This is a genomic window from Streptomyces sp. NPDC048111 (assembly GCF_043202815.1).
Lineage (GTDB): Bacteria > Actinomycetota > Actinomycetes > Streptomycetales > Streptomycetaceae > Streptomyces.
In genome coordinates this window covers 933,453-949,532 of the sequence record NZ_JBIDBD010000001.1, presented here as the reverse complement: position 1 = coordinate 949,532, position 16,080 = coordinate 933,453, and the positions used below count along the sequence as shown (strand labels likewise).

General features: G+C 72.4%; 19 protein-coding genes and 1 riboswitch. Of the genes, 10 read left to right on the top strand and 9 right to left on the bottom strand.

The window, feature by feature from the left end:
- Window positions 1-76: 76 nt before the first annotated feature.
- Genes ACGF3I_RS04210 through bioB form a run of 4 tightly spaced genes read right to left on the bottom strand, consistent with a single transcriptional unit; the run spans window position 77 to window position 3,638 of the window.
- Entirely contained in the window at window positions 77-439 is a 363-nt protein-coding gene (locus tag ACGF3I_RS04210) for a VOC family protein (RefSeq protein ID WP_393128977.1), read from the bottom strand.
- Window positions 439-1,131, bottom strand: a complete 693-nt coding sequence (gene bioD, locus ACGF3I_RS04205) for a dethiobiotin synthase (protein WP_393128976.1) — start codon at window positions 1,129-1,131, stop codon at window positions 439-441. Before bioD ends, ACGF3I_RS04210 begins: the two co-directional genes overlap by 1 nt.
- A gap of 1 nt (window position 1,132) precedes the next feature.
- Window positions 1,133-2,422 carry an adenosylmethionine--8-amino-7-oxononanoate transaminase gene (locus tag ACGF3I_RS04200; protein ID WP_393128975.1) on the bottom strand — a complete coding sequence of 430 codons (1,290 nt, stop codon included), beginning with the start codon at window positions 2,420-2,422 and terminating at the stop codon, window positions 1,133-1,135.
- Window positions 2,415-3,638: a biotin synthase BioB gene (bioB, locus tag ACGF3I_RS04195; protein ID WP_393129120.1), complete on the bottom strand. Its 1,224-nt coding sequence runs from the start codon at window positions 3,636-3,638 to the stop codon at window positions 2,415-2,417. Before bioB ends, ACGF3I_RS04200 begins: the two co-directional genes overlap by 8 nt.
- A 145-nt stretch (window positions 3,639-3,783) precedes the next feature.
- Here bioB and ACGF3I_RS04190 point away from each other — a divergent pair, with 145 nt between their 5' ends.
- Window positions 3,784-4,926: an 8-amino-7-oxononanoate synthase gene (locus ACGF3I_RS04190; RefSeq protein ID WP_393128974.1), complete on the top strand. Its 1,143-nt coding sequence runs from the start codon at window positions 3,784-3,786 to the stop codon at window positions 4,924-4,926.
- A 7-nt stretch (window positions 4,927-4,933) separates the two neighbouring features.
- Here ACGF3I_RS04190 and ACGF3I_RS04185 read toward each other — a convergent pair whose 3' ends face one another.
- Window positions 4,934-5,155, bottom strand: coding sequence for a DUF397 domain-containing protein (locus ACGF3I_RS04185; RefSeq protein WP_393128973.1), 222 nt, complete (start codon window positions 5,153-5,155; stop codon window positions 4,934-4,936).
- Entirely contained in the window at window positions 5,155-6,042 is an 888-nt protein-coding gene (locus ACGF3I_RS04180; protein ID WP_393128972.1) for a helix-turn-helix domain-containing protein, read from the bottom strand. Before ACGF3I_RS04180 ends, ACGF3I_RS04185 begins: the two co-directional genes overlap by 1 nt.
- Before the next feature lie 233 nt (window positions 6,043-6,275).
- On the opposite strand from ACGF3I_RS04180, the gene ACGF3I_RS04175 reads away from it, so the two are divergent.
- Window positions 6,276-6,710, top strand: a complete 435-nt coding sequence (locus ACGF3I_RS04175) for an ATP-binding protein (protein WP_393128971.1) — start codon at window positions 6,276-6,278, stop codon at window positions 6,708-6,710.
- 58 nt (window positions 6,711-6,768) lie between these two features.
- On the opposite strand, the gene ACGF3I_RS04170 is transcribed toward ACGF3I_RS04175, so the two are convergent.
- The 3 genes from ACGF3I_RS04170 to ACGF3I_RS04160 form a co-directional block, all read right to left on the bottom strand.
- Complete coding sequence (locus ACGF3I_RS04170; protein WP_393128970.1) at window positions 6,769-7,242, bottom strand: C40 family peptidase; 474 nt, start codon at window positions 7,240-7,242, stop codon at window positions 6,769-6,771.
- Window positions 7,243-7,246: 4 nt separating this feature from the next.
- Window positions 7,247-7,442, bottom strand: a riboswitch (cyclic di-AMP (ydaO/yuaA leader).
- Window positions 7,443-7,767: 325 nt separating this feature from the next.
- Entirely contained in the window at window positions 7,768-8,076 is a 309-nt protein-coding gene (locus ACGF3I_RS04165) for a hypothetical protein (RefSeq protein ID WP_393128969.1), read from the bottom strand.
- Between the two features lie 6 nt (window positions 8,077-8,082).
- Window positions 8,083-8,712, bottom strand: a complete 630-nt coding sequence (locus tag ACGF3I_RS04160) for an ATP-dependent Clp protease proteolytic subunit (RefSeq protein ID WP_393128968.1) — start codon at window positions 8,710-8,712, stop codon at window positions 8,083-8,085.
- Between the two features lie 347 nt (window positions 8,713-9,059).
- On the opposite strand from ACGF3I_RS04160, the gene ACGF3I_RS04155 reads away from it, so the two are divergent.
- The 8 genes from ACGF3I_RS04155 to ACGF3I_RS04120 all read left to right on the top strand — a co-directional run bounded on the left by ACGF3I_RS04155 (window position 9,060) and on the right by ACGF3I_RS04120 (window position 16,033).
- The gene (locus ACGF3I_RS04155) at window positions 9,060-9,338 is read left to right on the top strand and encodes a type II toxin-antitoxin system Phd/YefM family antitoxin (protein ID WP_393128967.1); all 279 of its coding nucleotides are present in this window, start codon (window positions 9,060-9,062) and stop codon (window positions 9,336-9,338) included.
- 372 nt (window positions 9,339-9,710) lie between these two features.
- Window positions 9,711-10,013, top strand: coding sequence for an urease subunit gamma (locus ACGF3I_RS04150; protein ID WP_393128966.1), 303 nt, complete (start codon window positions 9,711-9,713; stop codon window positions 10,011-10,013).
- A gap of 15 nt (window positions 10,014-10,028) precedes the next feature.
- A complete protein-coding gene (locus ACGF3I_RS04145; protein ID WP_393128965.1) occupies window positions 10,029-10,340 on the top strand; it encodes an urease subunit beta in 312 nt (103 codons plus the stop codon).
- Entirely contained in the window at window positions 10,333-12,054 is a 1,722-nt protein-coding gene (locus ACGF3I_RS04140; RefSeq protein ID WP_393128964.1) for an urease subunit alpha, read from the top strand. Before ACGF3I_RS04145 ends, ACGF3I_RS04140 begins: the two co-directional genes overlap by 8 nt.
- A 14-nt stretch (window positions 12,055-12,068) precedes the next feature.
- Entirely contained in the window at window positions 12,069-12,743 is a 675-nt protein-coding gene (locus ACGF3I_RS04135; protein WP_393128963.1) for an urease accessory protein UreF, read from the top strand.
- A gap of 121 nt (window positions 12,744-12,864) precedes the next feature.
- Window positions 12,865-13,545, top strand: coding sequence for an urease accessory protein UreG (gene ureG, locus ACGF3I_RS04130; protein WP_393128962.1), 681 nt, complete (start codon window positions 12,865-12,867; stop codon window positions 13,543-13,545).
- A complete protein-coding gene (locus ACGF3I_RS04125) occupies window positions 13,533-14,300 on the top strand; it encodes an urease accessory protein UreD (protein WP_393128961.1) in 768 nt (255 codons plus the stop codon). Before ureG ends, ACGF3I_RS04125 begins: the two co-directional genes overlap by 13 nt.
- Before the next feature lie 206 nt (window positions 14,301-14,506).
- Entirely contained in the window at window positions 14,507-16,033 is a 1,527-nt protein-coding gene (locus ACGF3I_RS04120) for an alpha/beta hydrolase (protein ID WP_393129119.1), read from the top strand.
- The last annotated feature ends 47 nt before the right edge of the window (window positions 16,034-16,080 follow it).

Below are 16,080 nucleotides of genomic sequence, written 5' to 3'. Positions count from 1 at the left end.
GCGTGCGGCGGACGCGGCCGGTCGGCGTGCGACCCACCGGCACCCCTCAACGCCATTGTCCCCGCGCCCGGCACGCTCACCCGTCGGTGGCCGCCACGAAGCAGAACTCGTTGCCCTCGGGATCCCGCATCACCTGGAAGGTGCCCTGCGCGTCGGTCACGGTCGGGCCGACCGGCACCGCGCCGCGCCGCACGGCCGCCGCCCGGGCCCGGGGCACGTCCTCGACCGCGAGGTCCAGGTGCAGCCGGTTCTTGGCGTCCTTGGCCTCCGGCACCCGCTGGAAGGCGAGGCGCGCCGCGCCCGGCGGGTCGACGTGCGCCCACGCGGCGTCTCGCACCACGGCCCGCCCGCCGAGCAGTGCGGCCCAGAACCGGGCGAGCCGCCCGGGATCCGCGCAGTCCACGACGAGCTGCCCGATGCGGGCGCGTAACACAGCCATCAGATACTCCAAACGCCGCCGAGCGCCGGGGCGAGCCAACCGGCCGCTCGGGTACGGAAGTCGGCGGGCGCCAGTCGTCCGGCGCCCTCGGGCACGGTGCCGAGCAGGGGCGCGCCGGCCACCACCGGAAGGTCCGCGAGGTTGCACCGCGAGGCCAGGTCGGGCTCGGCCGGCCAGCTGCCCACGACGACCCCGGCGAAGTCGAGGTCCCGGGCCCGCAGGGCCTCGCCGGTCAGGGCCGTCGAGTTGAGTGTGCCCAGTCCGGCGGGCGTCACCACCAGGACCGGGGCGCCGAGCAGCCGGGCCGCGTCCGCGAGGGTGCCGCCCCGTTCGTCGAAGCGGACGAGCAGGCCGCCCGCGCCCTCGACCAGGACCAGGTCGTGCTCGGTGGCCAGCTTCGCCGCGGCCCCGGCCACGTCCTCCGGCCCCACCGGCCTCATGCCGGCCCGCCGGGCCGCGGTGTCGGGTGCCAACGGCTCGGGGAACCGGGCCAGTTCGGCGCCGGTCACCGCCTCGCCGGCCAGCCGCCGCACCTCGAAGACATCACCGGGCTCGCCCGGAGCGACCCCTGTCTGTGCCGGTTTGAGCACGGCCACCGAGCGGCCGCCGGCCAGCGCCACGGCGGCGACGGCCGCCGTGGTGACCGTCTTGCCGATCTCGGTGCCCGTTCCGCTCACGACCAGAATCGTCATCTCAGCCCTCCCGCGCCGCCGCGCACACCGCGCGGCAGATCTGCGCCAGGTCGTCGTCGTCCGTCACATAGGGCGGCATGGTGTAGATCAGGTCCCGGAACGGCCGCAGCCACACGCCCTCGCGCACCGCCGCGGCGGTCGCCGCCGCCATGTCCACGTCGTGATCCAGCTGGACGACACCGATGGCCCCGAGCACCCGCACCTCGCGGACGCCCTCGATCGAGCGGGCCGCACCGAGCCCGTCGAGCAGCCCCGCCCCGATGCGCTTGACCTCGCCCCGCCAGTCCTGGCCGAGGAGCAGGTCGATCGAGGCGAGCGCCACCGAGGCGGCCAGCGGATTGCCCATGAACGTCGGCCCGTGCGCGAGGACCGGGACCTCGCCCGAGGAGATGCCCTCGGCGACCCGGCCGGTGCACAGCGTCGCCGCCATCGAGAGATAGCCGCCGGTGAGCGCCTTGCCCACGCACATCACGTCCGGGGCGACGCGGGCGTGGTCGGCCGCGAACAGCTCCCCGGTCCGCCCGAAGCCGGACGCGATCTCGTCGAAGACGAGCAGCACGCCGTGCTCGTCGCAGGCCTCGCGCAGCACCCGCAGATAGCGCGGCGCGTGGAAGCGCATGCCGCCCGCGCCCTGCACCACCGGCTCCACGATCACCGCGGCCAGCTCGTCCGCGTGACGCGCGACCGCCTCGCGCAGCTCCTGGGCGTATCCCTCGTCGAACTCCGCGGGCGGGGCGCCCACGAAGACCTGGCGGGGCAGCGCCCCCTGCCACAGCTCGTGCATCCCGCCCTCGGGGTCGCACACCGACATCGGCTGCCAGGTGTCGCCGTGGTAGCCGCCGCGCCAGGTGAGCAGCCGCCGCTTGCCCGGCCGTCCCACCGAGCGCCAGTACTGCAGGCACATCTTCACGGCGACCTCGACGGCCACCGAGCCCGAGTCGCTGAGGAAGACGTGCTGGAGCGGCCCGGGTGTGATCTCCACGAGCCGGGCGGCGAGCCGCACGGCGGGCTCATGGGTGAGCCCGCCGAACATGACATGGCTCATCCGCTCCAGCTGGCCACGCGCCGCCTCGTTGAGCACCGGGTGGTTGTAGCCGTGCACGGCCGACCACCACGACGACATCCCGTCGATCAACTCGCGCTGCCCGTGCGCCGGTTCGGCCAGCCGCAGCCGTACGCCCGACGCCGACTCGACCAGGAGCTGCTCCTGCCGGTTGGGCATCGGGCCGTACGGGTGCCAGACGTGCCGGCGGTCCAGGTCGAGCAGTTCCGCGGGGGAGTGCTCAGGCATTGGGGGCGAGGTCCGTTCCGGCGCCCCGGCGGCGGACGGCCACCAGATCGGTACGGGCCTGGTCGGCGGGGGCCGTCTGCTCGGGCAGCGCCGGAGCCTCGTGGCCGCCGCACGGTCCGCAGCCGCCGCCCTCGTGGGAGCCGCAGGCGCCGTCCTCGTGCGAACCGCAGCCGGCCGGGGAGCTGCCGCAGCCCGTGGCGGCGAGCGCGTCGGCGCGGTGGCGCGGCAGGGTCGTGGTGCCCGCGCCCTCCACCTCGAAACCGGCGTCCGCGATCATGTCGAGGTCGGCCTGGCCGGCCTGGCCCTCGCTGGTCAGGTAGTCGCCCAGGAAGATCGAGTTGACCAGGTGCAGCGCGAGCGGCTGCATCGTGCGCAGGTGCACCTCGCGGCCACCGGCCAGGCGCACCTCGACATCGGGGCACACGAACCGGGTCATGGCGAGGATGCGCAGACAGCGCTGCGGGGTGAGGTTCCACTCCTTGCCGAGCGGGGTGCCCTCGAACGGGATCAGGAAGTTCACCGGCACCGAGTCCGGGTCGAGCTCGCGCAGCGAGAAGACGACGTCCACCAGGTCCTCGTCGGACTCGCCCATGCCGGCGATCAGGCCCGAGCAGGCCGAGAGGCCCGCGTCGTGCGCCTTGGTCACGGTGTCCACGCGGTCCTGGTAGGTGTGCGTGGTCGTGATGTCCCCGTACGTCCCCTCGGACGTGTTGAGGTTGTGGTTGTAGGCGTCGGCGCCCGCCGCGCGCAGCCGCTCGGCCTGGCCGTCGGAGAGCAGACCGAGGCAGGCGCAGACCTCCACGCCCTCGTTCTGCTCCTTGATCGCCTCGATGGTCTCGGAGACGCGGGTGATGTCGCGGTCCGTGGGGCCGCGGCCGCTGGCCACCAGGCAGACCCGCTTCGCACCGCCGGCCACGCCCGCGGCGGCCGCCTTGGAGGCCTCGTCCGGCTTGAGCCAGGTGTACTTCAGGATGTCGGCCTTGGAGCCGAGCCGCTGGGAGCAGTACGAACAGTCCTCGGGGCACAGGCCCGACTTCAGGTTGACCAGATAGTTGAGCTTCACCCGGCGCCCGAACCACTGGCGGCGCACCTTGCCGGCCGCGGCCACCACATCGAGAAGTTCGTCGTCGGAGGTCGCCAGTACGGCGAGCGCCTCTTCGCGGGTCGGCAGTTCGCGCCGCAGCCCCTTGTCCACCAGCGTGTTCAGCAGGTCCATGGCGCCGATCTTCGCGTACGGCACGGCCTGCGGCCAAGGTAGGGATCCCACAACACGGGCCGTTTGAGGTGTGTGCATCGCCACACCATGACCGGCCATGGCTGCGGCTAGGGTCTGTCGGCAGCCTACAAAAAGGGACTCCATCATGCCGCGAGCGCCGTTCGACTGGATCGACGGAGAATCCGAGCGCCGCGAGCGCGCCGGCCTGGTCCGCACCCTGCGGCCCCGCGCCGCGGACCAGGACCTCCTGGACCTGGCGAGCAACGACTACCTGGGCCTGACCCGCCACCCCGCGGTCGTCGCCGGGGCCGTGGACGCGGCCCACCGCTGGGGCGCCGGCGCCACCGGCTCCCGGCTGGTCACCGGCACCACCGCGCTGCACGACGAGCTGGAGCGCGAACTCGCCGCGTTCTGCGGCTTCGAGGCGGCCCTGGTCTTCTCCTCGGGATACGCGGCCAACCTCGCGGCGCTCACCGCACTCGGCCCGCACGGCTCGCTGATCGTCTCCGACGCGGGCAACCACGCCTCGATCGTGGACGGCTGCCGGCTGGCCCGTGCCCGTACCGAGGTCGTGCCGCACGCCGAGCCGGCGGCCGTCCGCAAGGCCCTGGACGCCCACGGCGGCCCCGGCCTCGCCGTGTCGGACTCGGTGTTCTCGGTCGACGGCGACGCCGCGCCGCTCGGTCAACTGGCCTCGGTCTGCCGGGAGTTCGGGGCCGCCCTCGTGGTGGACGACGCGCACGGGCTCGGCGTGCTCGGCGAGGGGGGACGCGGGGCGCTGCACGCGGCGGGGCTCGCGGGCGCGGACGACGTGGTCGCCACCGTCACCCTGTCGAAGTCGCTGGGCAGCCAGGGCGGCGCCGTTCTGGGCCCCGCCCGGGTCATCCGGCACCTGGTGAACGCGGCCCGCACCTTCATCTTCGACACCGGACTCGCCCCCGCGGCGGCCGGGGGCGCGCTCGCCGCCCTTCGACTGCTGCGCGCCGAACCGGAGTTGGCGGGCCGGGCCCGGGCGGTCGCCGCCGAACTGCACGGCAGGATCACCGCCGCGGGGCATGCGGCGGTGCGCCCCGACGCGGCGGTCGTCTCCGTGCGCGCGCCCTCACCGGAGGCCGCGGTGGCCTGGGCGGCGGACTGCCGTGCGGCCGGTCTGGTGGTGGGCTGCTTCCGGCCGCCGTCGGTGCCGGACGGCATCTCGCGGATCCGGCTCACCGCGCGCGCCGATCTGACGGAACAGCAGGTGGACAGGGCGGTGGGCGCGATCCTGCGGACCGCGCCCATTGTGTGACGGTGCGTCAATCCCCGTTGCTGACAGCGGAGATGAAGCGGTGCCAGGCGGGGGCGCCGAAGAGCAGCGCGGGCCCGCCGATCCGTTGGGAGTCGCGCACGGCCAGTAGCTCGCCATTGAGCCGGGCCGTCTCGACACAGTTGTTCATGCCCACGCTGCGGCTGCTGCGCCACCACGTGACACCGGTGAGGGAAGTGCTGGAAGGAACGTGCGCAGGGTGTGCGGCCATCATGCCTCCCCACTCGCCACGGACTGGCCCGGTCCTTCCCGGGCGGTCCTGGCGATGAGATCCAACGAGTCCTCGGAGGAAAGCGCGAGTGCCTGAACGGTCTGGACCGCGGCACTGTACGCCTCAAGGTCTTCTCTCCGTTCGAGGTAGAGGCTACTCGTCAAGTGGTCGATAACAACCACATCCAGATCAGAAATGGCCGGAAACGAAAACATCATGAAAGGCCCCGTGAGGCCGACATAGCCGCCCGTCCGGAACGGGATCACCTGGAGCCGCACATGGGGCAGGGCGGCGACGTCGAGCAGATGCCGCAACTGCTCCCGCATCGCCGCACGGCCACCGACCCCGCGGCGCAGGACCGCCTCGTCGAGCACCGCGCTGAGCACCAGGGGCGGATCGGCCCTCAGCACCTCCTGGCGGGCGATCCGCACCTCCACGAGCGAGTCGACCTTGTCCGGCGGCAGCCCCGCGAGCGCCGCCCGCGTGACCGCCCGCGCGTACGCCGGCGTCTGCAACAGGCCCGGGACCACCGAGGTCTCCAGCGTGCGCGCCGTGCGCGCCTGCGACTCCAGACTGATGAAGTCGCGGTACTGCGGCGGCAGCAGCCCCCGGTACGCCTGCGCCCAGCCGGCCCCGTCACCGTCGGCCGAATCCGCCAACGCCCCCAGCAGCGACCGCAGTTGCCGGTCGTTCACCCCGTACGCGTCGAGCAGCCGGGCCACGTCCGCCGGCTTCACGCCGCTGCGCCCGGTCTCGATCCGGCTCACCTTCGACTGGTGCCAGCCGACCAGCAGGGCCGCCTCCCCGCTGGTGAAACCCGCCCGGTCGCGCAGCTTGCGCAGCTCCTCACCGAGCTTGCGTCTGCGCACCGCCGGTCCCTGGCCCATGACCGCCTCCTTCGCCTCCGGCGAGGGGTAAGTGTGGGCCCAAATACGGTCTGCCGTCGCAGAGTTCACCGCTTTGAGCGACAGATATATGCATATCTTGGTGGATCGCACCCGAGACCGGCACGATGAGTGGCACTCTGGCGCGAAGCACAATCCGAGGCCGACACCGTCGTCGCGAGCGCTCGACGCCACGAGTGACCAGCCGGCCCGGGTGGGAAAGGGACAGCGTCGCCATGGCAGACCACCTCGAAGCAACCGTCACTCTGCCGAGCGATCCCGCCTCGGTGTCCGCGGCACGGCGGTACGTCGCCGGGATTCTCACCGACTGGGGCCTGCCGCCCGACGCCGAGGCGGCCGACACGGTCCGCCTCATCGTCTCGGAACTCGCCACCAACGCCGTCCAGCACACCTTCGGCCAGTCGCCCACCTTCACCGTGGACGTCCATCTCGAACGCGAGGAGGAGCTGCGGATCGGCGTCACCGACAGCCATCCGCGCTGGCCGAAACGATTGCCCGCGGCCGTGCAGCAGGACAACGGGCGCGGCATGGTCATCATCCGCTGGCTCGCGGCCGAGTCCGGCGGGCGCCTCTCGGTCGCGCCCACCGCGGACGGCGGCAAGACGGTCTGGATCGCCCTGCCGTGGACCGTGTCGGTCCAGAGCGGCTAGGCGGGCCCGTCGCCCCTGGACCCGCCCCCGCCCCCGCCGCCGCCGGACCCGTCGCCCCTCAGCCGACCCGCCCGTACCAGACGCTGTTGCTCCAGATCCGTTCGAGACGGACGACCGTGCCGGTCTTGGGGGAGTGCCAGATCCGGTCCTTCCCCGCGTAGATCCCCACGTGGTACACCCTCGTGCCGGAGTGGAAGAACACCAGGTCGCCCGCCTTGCGGGTGGAGGCGCTGACGTGCCGGGAGCTGTTGTACTGCTGCTGCGCCGAGCGCGGCAGCCGGCGGCCCGCCTCCTTGAACGAGTAGAGCGTGAGCCCGGAGCAGTCGAAGCGGGAGGGCCCCGAGGCCCCGTACTGATAGGGCGAGCCCTTCTTCGACGCCGCCACATGGAGCGCCCTCGCGGCCACGGCGGCGGCGTTGGCCTCCAGCGGGCCGCCCGGAGCCAGGGACGTCGCACCCGTCACGGCGAGCGTGAGGGCGCAGACGGTGCCCAGACGGGCCGCCAGGGACGGGACGTGTGTCTGCGCGGTCATGCGCAACCCTTCGTCAAACCGCCTGCGAAGGATGACCTGTCGGGTTCGGGCCGGCGAAGACGCCCGGCCGCCTGCGCGGCTTCACCCCGAGGGACGGCCGGGTCTCGACCGTCCCGAAGTACTCGGGTCCTCCACTCCTGCCGGTCCACTCCTGTCGACCAGACGTCCGGGACGGCGGCAGGACTCGGCGTCCGCCCGGACCGCCCCGCCGGTATGGCGGGGGCTTGTCGTCTCAGGGATCTTCACGCACCGACTGTCGGATTTCCGGATCAAAACGGCTTTCTGTGAGCCTGCGCACCTCTGGGCCGAACGGGTGGACACGGCCGGCACCCCATTGCGGCAAACGGGTCAGATGAGCCCTTTACCTGCAACGGAAGGATCGATTCAGCACCCCGTCCACAGGTCGTGAGCGGCTCATTGGGGTCACTGAACGGATAGGCCCGTGGGCCGAACGGGGGTAGCCCGTCTGGTCCGTTTCGCGGACTCCCTGAGCGTGTCGGGCGCGTCCCGGTGTCTCACACCCCTTCAGGAGGCCGACCGCGGAGGCACCGTGAGCCGCCCCGCCCGCCGTTCCCCGTCCAGAATCCGCAGCGCCCGGGTCAGCGTGGAGGCGTGCACCCGCGTCTCACCGCGCAGATGCATCAGCGTGAGGGCGTCCCGCAGCGCGGCCGCCCGGCCGACCAGCGCCTGGGCCGCCCGCAGCGCCCCGTAGGTGTCGTGGCCGTGCGCCGGATTGATCCGGCCCAACTGGTCGACCACTTCGAGATAGCGGTCGATGAACTCGCCCTCGGCGCGGGTGAGCGCGGGCAAGGGCGGAAGTTCCGGTGGCAGCACGGCGCTTCACCGCCCGCGCAGTGAGGTCTTGCGGCTTTCGAGGACGTGGTCGGCGAGCCCGTACGCCACCGCGCCCGCGGCGTCGAACACCACGTCCCGCTCGATGTCGGCGGCGACCTGTGCGGCGGTCCTGCCGGTGTAGCGCGCCAGGAGTTCGGTCAACAGCGTTCGTCCGCGCAGGACTTCGGCCGCCTGGATCGCCAGGTCGGAGGGCTGGCCGCGCAGCGGCTCGTCCAAAGCCGGCTGCTGGAGCAGCACCCGTGAGGCGGGCTGGACCGCCCGCTTGCCGGGCGTGCCGGCCGCGAGCAGCACCGCGGCCACCGAACTCACCTGACCCAGGCAGAACGTCTGCACGTCACAGGTGATGAAACGCATCGTGTCGTGGATCGCGGTCATCGCGGTCAGCGAGCCGCCGGGGGAGTTGATGTAGAGCGAGACGTCCCGGTCGGGATCCGCGTGCTCCAGGTGCATGAGCTGGGCCATCACATCGTTGGCACAGGCGTCGTCGACCGGGGTGCCGAGGAAGACGATCCGCTCGTCGTAGAGCTTGGAGTACGGATCGAGGGTGCGGATGCCCGACGAGGTGCGTTCCTCGAACTGCGGGAGCACCTGGCGGGCGGCGGGGCGATGGGTCATGACGTTCCTCTCCTCGACGGGGCGGGGGGAGCTGCGGAAGCCTCTGTCGAAAATGTACAGGACGTACAGAACGTCATGAGTGTTCTGGGCGGAGATGCTGCGGCAAGGGGCGGGAAGGCGCAGCTCAGGGGCTGTTTCGCTGGGAGCGATCGTGGATTCTCGCGCCGTTTTCTCAGGGCTCCGTGGGCGCATTGCGGACGTCATCCGTTTCGGTGAACCGATGGACCTCTCCTGCTGCGCGGGCGCGGAGCACGAGCGCCCGGCCCATCGAGCAGGCCGCTGACCTGCACACTCGCCCCCCGGCTCGGGCCCGGTCCGTCCCGGCGGGCGGCGTCTAAGCTGGAGGCATGGCCTACGAGATTCCGGTGACGCAAGCCCGCGCAGAGCTCGCGGAGCTGATCAACCGTGTGGTGTACGGCGGTGAGCGGGTCGTGGTGACGCGCCACGGCAAGCCGCTCGTGGCCCTGGTCTCGGCCGCCGACCTGGAGAAACTGGAGGCCGCTCCCGAGCAGGAGCAGATGACGAGTTCCCTTTCCGCGGTCCACCCCCTGAGGTCGGTGGCGCCCGACGAGCCGCGCCGCTTCGGCATCGCCGCCGAACACCGCGGCCCGCACACGGGCGACTGACGGCGGGCTGTGCCGGGGGCGGGTCCGGCATGTACCGAGCCGACGCCCGCCGGGGGCGGGGCCGCCGGTCGTCGACCGGGCCGCACCGCGGAGCTATGCGTGCCCCATACATGAATCACCTGCCGGTCGTCACCCCCTCCGTGATCATGTGTTCTTAAAGCGCCAGTTAACGCGCCGGAAAAACTTCCGCCCTAACGTGCAAGGCCTGGCCAAGGGGCCGGGCAACGGCCCTCAACAGGATGTTGAAGTCGGATACGGTTCCGCTGCGTTCGAGAGCGGAAAGCCCCCATCCGGTTGTCTCCCGCCCCAACGCTCGCTGGGCCCGCCCGCGGCTGTCCGCGGCGGGAGGCGCACGACTGTGAGGTGGAAAGCGTGCAACTGACGCCGCACGAGCAGGAACGGCTGCTCATCCATGTGGCCGCCGATGTGGCCGAGAAGCGCAGAGCCCGCGGGGTGAAGCTGAATCACCCCGAGACCGTCGCCCTCATCACCTCGCACATCCTGGAAGGCGCGCGCGACGGCCGCACCGTCGCCGAACTCATGGCGTCCGGACGGAAGTTGCTCTCCCGTGACGACGTCATGCCGGGCATCGCGGAGATGATCCACGACGTCCAGGTCGAGGCCACCTTCCCCGACGGCACCAAGCTCGTCACCGTCCACGAACCGATCGCCTGACGGGGGAGCGCCGCCGTGATTCCCGGAGAGATCCTCTTCGCCGACGAACCCGTCGCCCTCAACGAAGGCCGCCCCGTCGTGCGCATGACCGTGCTCAACGCCGCCGACCGGCCCGTCCAGGTCGGCTCCCACTACCACTTCGCCGAGGCCAACCCCGGTCTCGACTTCGACCGTACGGTTGCCCGGGGCAAGCGCCTCAACATCGCCGCCGGCACCGCCGTCCGCTTCGAACCCGGCATCCCCGTAGACGTGGAACTCGTCCCGCTGGCCGGGCTGCGCATCGTGCCGGGCCTGCGCGGCGAGACCGGAGGACCCCTCGATGACTGACCTCGACCGTGCCGGGTACGCCGACCTGTTCGGCCCCACCACCGGCGACCGCATCCGCCTCGCCGACACCGCGCTCCTGGTCGAGATCGAGGAGGACCGCGCGGGCGGGCCCGGACGCTCGGGCGACGAGGCGGTGTTCGGTGGCGGCAAGGTGATCCGCGAGTCCATGGGGCAGGCGCGCACCACCCGCGCCGAAGGCGCGCCCGACACCGTTGTCACCGGCGCTGTCGTCATCGACCACTGGGGCATCGTCAAGGCCGACATCGGCATCCGCGACGGACGGATCACCGGCATCGGCAAGGCCGGCAACCCGGACACCATGGACGGCGTCCACCCGGACCTGGTCATCGGGCCCGAGACCGAGATCATCGCCGGCAACGGGAAGATCCTCACCGCCGGCGCCGTCGACACCCATGTCCACTTCATCTCGCCCACCCTGATCGACCAGGCGCTCTCCTCGGGCATCACCACGCTGGTCGGCGGCGGCACCGGGCCCGCCGAGGGCACCAAGGCCACCACCATCACGCCCGGCCCCTGGCACCTGGCCCGGATGTTCGCCGCCCTGGAGGACGCGCCCGTCAACATCGGCCTGCTCGGCAAGGGCAACACCATGTCCCGCGAGGCCATGCACTCCCAACTGCGGGGCGGTGCGCTCGGATTCAAGATCCACGAGGACTGGGGAGCGACCCCCGCCGTCATCGACGCCTGCCTCGGCGTGTGCGACGAGACCGGCGCCCAACTCGCCATCCACACCGACACCTTGAACGAGGCCGGCTTCGTCGGCGACACCCTCGCCGCCATCGCGGGCCGCTCGATCCACGCGTACCACACCGAGGGCGCGGGCGGCGGGCACGCCCCCGACATCATCACCGTGGTGTCGCAGCCCCATGTGCTGCCCAGCTCCACCAACCCGACCAGGCCGCACACCGTCAACACCATCGAGGAACACCTCGACATGCTGATGGTCTGCCACCACCTCAACCCCGCGGTGCCGGAGGACCTGGCCTTCGCCGAGTCGCGCATCCGTCCCTCCACCATCGCCGCCGAGGACTTCCTGCACGATCTCGGCGCCATCTCGATCCTCTCCTCCGACTCCCAGGCGATGGGGCGGATCGGCGAGGTCGTCCTGCGTACCTGGCAGACCGCGCACGTCATGAAGGTCCGCCGCGGCGCGCTGCCCGGTGACGGGCGGGCCGACAACCACCGGGTGCGGCGCTATGTCGCGAAGTACACGATCAACCCGGCCGTCGCGCAGGGCCTCGACCGCGAGATCGGCTCGGTGGAGACCGGCAAGCTCGCCGACCTCGTGCTGTGGGAGCCCGCGTTCTTCGGCGTCAAGCCCCTGCTCGTCATCAAGGGCGGCCAGATCGCGTACGCGCAGATGGGCGACGCGAACGCGTCGATCCCCACCCCGCAGCCGATCCTGCCGCGCCCCATGTTCGGCGCGCTCGGCCGGGCGCCCGCGGCGAACTCCCTCACCTTCGTCGCGCAGGCGGCGCTCGACGACGGGCTGCCCGAACGGCTCGGGCTGGCCAAGCGGTTCGTGGCCATCGGGAACACCCGCGGGGTGGGCAAGGCGGACATGCGCGAGAACGACGCGCTGCCGGACGTACGCGTCGACCCGGACACCTTCACGGTGACCATCGACGGCGACGTGGTCGAGCCCGCTCCGGCCGCCGAACTGCCCATGGCCCAGCGGTACTTCCTCTTCTGACGGGCTGTCATCACATGAGTCGCGCCGCACTGCTCGTCCTCGCCGACGGCCGCTTCCCCGCCGGGGGCCACGCCCACTCCGGCGGCGCCGAAGCCGCCGTCAAGGCGGGGCGCGTCACCACCGCCGCCGACCTCGCGGAGTTCTGCCGGGGCCGGCTGCACACCGCGGGCCTGACCGCGGCCGCGCTCGCCGCGGCGGCGGCGGCCGGCCTCGACCCGCTCGTCCTCGACGAGGCCGCCGACGCCCGTACCCCGTCCCCCGCCCTGCGGGCCACCGCGCGCAAGCTCGGCCGCCAGATGATGCGGGCCGCCCGCGCCACCTGGCCCTCGCCGGAACTCGCCGCGTTGGCCGCCGCCCGGCCGCGCGGCGCCCACCAGCCGATCGTGCTCGGCCTCGCCGCCCGTGCGGCCGGGCTCGGGCCGAAGGACGCGGCGCACTGCGTGGCGTACGAGACGGTGAGCGGGCCGGCCACGGCCGTCGTACGGCTGCTGAGCCTCGACCCCTTCGATGCGACGGGCGTCCTGGCCCGGCTCGCCCCGGAGGTGGACGCGGTGGCCCTGCGGGCCGCGCTCGCCGCGGCGGAGGCCGTACGGGGCGGGGTGGACGCGCTGCCCGCGGCGTCGGCGCCGCTGCTCGACGTCCTGGCCGAAGCGCACGCGGCCTGGCCGGTCCGCCTGTTCGCGTCGTAGTCCGCCGTGGCCCGTCGTAGTCCGTCGTAGTCCTGGGCCCGGGGCGCCGGACCCCCAAGGCCGCCCGCCACCTCGCCGAAGGCCCACCGCCCCACGGGCCCCCGCACACCCAAGGAGAACCATGCACCTCGACCACTCCCACGCCGACGCCCCCGCCGCCGTCAGCGCCGACGCCCGGCGGCCCGACGGGAGCCGGCGGGCCCTGCGGGTCGGGCTCGGCGGGCCCGTCGGGTCCGGGAAGACCGCCACCGTGGCGGCCCTCTGCCGGGCCCTGCGGGACCAGTTGTCCATCGCCGTCGTGACCAACGACATCTACACCCGCGAGGACGCCGCCTTCCTGCTGCGCAACGCCGTGCTGCCGCCCGAGCGGATCCAGGCCGTGGAGACCGGGGCCTGCCCGCACACCGCCATCCGCGACGACATCTCCGCCAACCTCGAAGCCGTCGAGGACCTGGAGGACGCCGTCGGGCCGCTCGATCTGATCCTCGTCGAGTCCGGCGGCGACAACCTCACCGCCACCTTCTCCAAGGGCCTCGTGGACGCCCAGATCTTCGTCATCGACGTGGCCGGCGGTGACGACATCCCGCGCAAGGGCGGCCCCGGCGTCACCACCGCCGATCTCCTGGTCGTCAACAAGACCGACCTCGCCCCCTACGTCGGGTCCGACCTCGCCAGGATGGCCCGGGACGCCGAGGAGCAGCGGGCCGAACTGCCCGTCGTCTTCCAGTCGTTGCGGTCCGACGAGGGCGTCGCCCAGGTCGCCGGCTGGGTGAAGGAGCGGCTCGCGGCATGGGCGGCCTGACCCTCGGCGCGCGGGGGGTGCGCGCCACCGCCCGGATCGTCGCCACGCCCGAAGGGCTTCCCGTACTGGAGGGCGAGGGCCCGCTCGCGCTGCGGCGGACCCGGGCGCGCGGCCCGTACCAGCGGGTCACCGTGGTCGGCGCGATGAGCGCCCCGCTCGGCGGGGACGAGATCGCGGTCGAGGCCGAGGCGCGTGCCGGGGCGCGGCTGCACGTCGACTCGGCCGCCGCCACCCTCGCGCTGCCCGGACGGGACGGCGAGCGGGCGCACTACGACGTGCGGCTGCACGTCGGCGAGGACGCCGAGCTGCGCTGGCTGCCCGAGCAGCTCGTCTCCGTCACCGGCAGCGATCTCGCGATGCGCACGCGCGTCGAGCTCGCGGCCGGTGCCCGGCTGGTGTTCCGCGAGGAGCAGGTGCTCGGCCGCCACGCCGAGGGCCCGGGCACGCTCACCAGCCGCCTCACCGTGTACCGGGCCGCCCGTCCCCTCCTCGACCAGGAGCTGGCGTACGGGCCCGGCGCACCCGGTGGCTGGAACGGCGCGGCGGTGCTCGGCGGGCACCGCGCGGTGGGCCAACTCCTGGTCGTCGGCCCGGAGTTCGCGCAGCGGCCCGCCGAGCCGAGGCTGCTCGGGCCGACCGCCGTGCTCACCCCGCTCGCCGGCCCGGGGTTCCTCGTGAGCGCGGTCGCACCGGATGCGCGGGCGCTGCGGCACACCCTCGACGGGGTGCTGCGCGAGCACCTCGCGACACGCTGACCGCTCAGCGGAACACGTCGTACCGGCTATCGGTTCGGTAAAAAAACACCTGTACGGCCTGTGCACAGGGGCCTCACAGGCGAAAGGATCCCCCGACAGGCCCAAATGGAGCGCTGAGACTGACAGCGCACTTCAGCAGGGGGAGGTACCACTTGAGACGCACCGCAGTGCTCGGCTCGGCCGGCACACTGATCGCGGGCACGCTGATGGTGGGCGCGATAGCGGCCCCGGTCGCCAACGCCGACAACCGCGACCACGGTTGGTCCGAGGCGCGTGGCGTACAGGTCGCGGCCGACCGGGCTGCCCACCGGGGCATCACATGGACCGACTGCCCCGCGGACTGGGCGATCGCCAAGCCCGTCCAGTGCGGCTACGTCAGCGTTCCGCTCGACTACGCGCGGCCCAACGGCAAGCAGATCAAGCTGGCCGTCGACCGCATCGGCAACACGGGCACCAAGGCCGAGCGCCAGGGTGCGCTGGTCTACAACCCGGGCGGCCCCGGTGGTTCGGGCATGCAGTTCCCGACCCGTGTCACCAAGAAGAACCCGCTGTGGGTGAACACCGCGAAGGCCTACGACTTCGTCGGCTTCGACCCGCGCGGCGTCGGCCACTCCACGCCGATCTCCTGCGTCGACCCGCAGGAGTTCGCCAAGGGCCCCAAGGCCGACCCGGTCCCGAGCAGCGAGGCCGACAAGCGCGCCCAGCGCAAGCTCGCCGCCGAGTACGCGGACGGCTGTGCCGAGCGCAGCGGCTGGATGCTGCCCTACATGACCACGCCGAACACCGCCCGCGACATGGACGTCATCCGTGCCGCCCTCGGTGAGAAGAAGCTCAACTACCTGGGCGTCTCCTACGGCACCTACCTGGGCGCGGTCTACGGCACGCTCTTCCCCTCGCACGTCCGCCGCATGATCGTGGACAGCGTGGTCAACCCGGACCAGGACAACATCTGGTACCAGGCGAACCTGGAGCAGGACGTCGCCTTCCAGGCCCGCTGGAACGAGTGGGAGGACTGGGTCGCCAAGTACGACGCCACCTTCCACCTCGGCACCACCAGGGCCGCGGTCGAGAAGCAGTGGCTCAAGCTGCGCGCCGACGCCAAGAAGAGCCCGCTCGACGGCAAGGTCGGCCCGGCCGAGCTGCTCGGGTTCTTCCAGAAGGCCCCGTACTACGACTCGTACTGGGTGCCGGTCGCCAAGGCGCTCAGCGCCTACGCGGCGGGTGACTCCAAGCCGGTCGTCGAGGCCTCCGCCTCGGACATGACGGACGTCGCGGGCAACATCGCCTCCGAGAACGGCAACGCCGTCTACACCGCCGTCGAGTGCGCGGACGCCCAGTGGCCCACCAGCTGGCGCAAGTGGGACCGCGACAACACGCGTCTGAACAAGGACTACCCGTTCCTGACCTGGTCCAACGCGTGGATGAACCTGCCGTGTGCCACCTGGCCGAGCAAGCAGCAGAACCACCCGGTCAAGGTCAAGACCGGCAAGGGCCTGCCGCAGGTCCTGATCGTGCAGTCCACCAATGACGCCGCCACCCCGTTCCAGGGCGCCGTCGAGCTGCACAAGGCGTTCAAGAACTCGCGCCTCATCATCGAGAAGGGCGCCGGTTCGCACGGTGTGACCGGTCTCGTCAACCCGTGCATCAACGCGCGCGTGGACGCCTACCTGCTCACCGGCAAGACCGACAAGGCCGACTTCACGTGCACCCCGCACGCGACGCCCGTGCCGTAACCGTCGAGAGCTGAACCCGTCGGCGGCTGGACGAGTCGACGGGCGAG

Bases quoted from the DNA above. Each gene is read 5' to 3' on its own strand.
- ACGF3I_RS04210 (WP_393128977.1), bottom strand. From the start codon at position 439: ATGGCTGTGTTACGCGCCCGCATCGGGCAGCTCGTCGTGGACTGCGCG.
- bioD (WP_393128976.1), bottom strand. From the start codon at position 1,131: ATGACGATTCTGGTCGTGAGCGGAACGGGCACCGAGATCGGCAAGACG.
- ACGF3I_RS04200 (WP_393128975.1), bottom strand. From the start codon at position 2,422: ATGCCTGAGCACTCCCCCGCGGAACTGCTCGACCTGGACCGCCGGCAC.
- bioB (WP_393129120.1), bottom strand. From the start codon at position 3,638: ATGGACCTGCTGAACACGCTGGTGGACAAGGGGCTGCGGCGCGAACTG.
- ACGF3I_RS04190 (WP_393128974.1), top strand. From the start codon at position 3,784: ATGCCGCGAGCGCCGTTCGACTGGATCGACGGAGAATCCGAGCGCCGC.
- ACGF3I_RS04185 (WP_393128973.1), bottom strand. From the start codon at position 5,155: ATGGCCGCACACCCTGCGCACGTTCCTTCCAGCACTTCCCTCACCGGT.
- ACGF3I_RS04180 (WP_393128972.1), bottom strand. From the start codon at position 6,042: ATGGGCCAGGGACCGGCGGTGCGCAGACGCAAGCTCGGTGAGGAGCTG.
- ACGF3I_RS04175 (WP_393128971.1), top strand. From the start codon at position 6,276: ATGGCAGACCACCTCGAAGCAACCGTCACTCTGCCGAGCGATCCCGCC.
- ACGF3I_RS04170 (WP_393128970.1), bottom strand. From the start codon at position 7,242: ATGACCGCGCAGACACACGTCCCGTCCCTGGCGGCCCGTCTGGGCACC.
- ACGF3I_RS04160 (WP_393128968.1), bottom strand. From the start codon at position 8,712: ATGACCCATCGCCCCGCCGCCCGCCAGGTGCTCCCGCAGTTCGAGGAA.
- ACGF3I_RS04155 (WP_393128967.1), top strand. From the start codon at position 9,060: ATGGCCTACGAGATTCCGGTGACGCAAGCCCGCGCAGAGCTCGCGGAG.
- ACGF3I_RS04140 (WP_393128964.1), top strand. From the start codon at position 10,333: ATGACTGACCTCGACCGTGCCGGGTACGCCGACCTGTTCGGCCCCACC.
- ACGF3I_RS04135 (WP_393128963.1), top strand. From the start codon at position 12,069: ATGAGTCGCGCCGCACTGCTCGTCCTCGCCGACGGCCGCTTCCCCGCC.
- ureG (WP_393128962.1), top strand. From the start codon at position 12,865: ATGCACCTCGACCACTCCCACGCCGACGCCCCCGCCGCCGTCAGCGCC.
- ACGF3I_RS04125 (WP_393128961.1), top strand. From the start codon at position 13,533: ATGGGCGGCCTGACCCTCGGCGCGCGGGGGGTGCGCGCCACCGCCCGG.
- ACGF3I_RS04120 (WP_393129119.1), top strand. From the start codon at position 14,507: ATGGTGGGCGCGATAGCGGCCCCGGTCGCCAACGCCGACAACCGCGAC.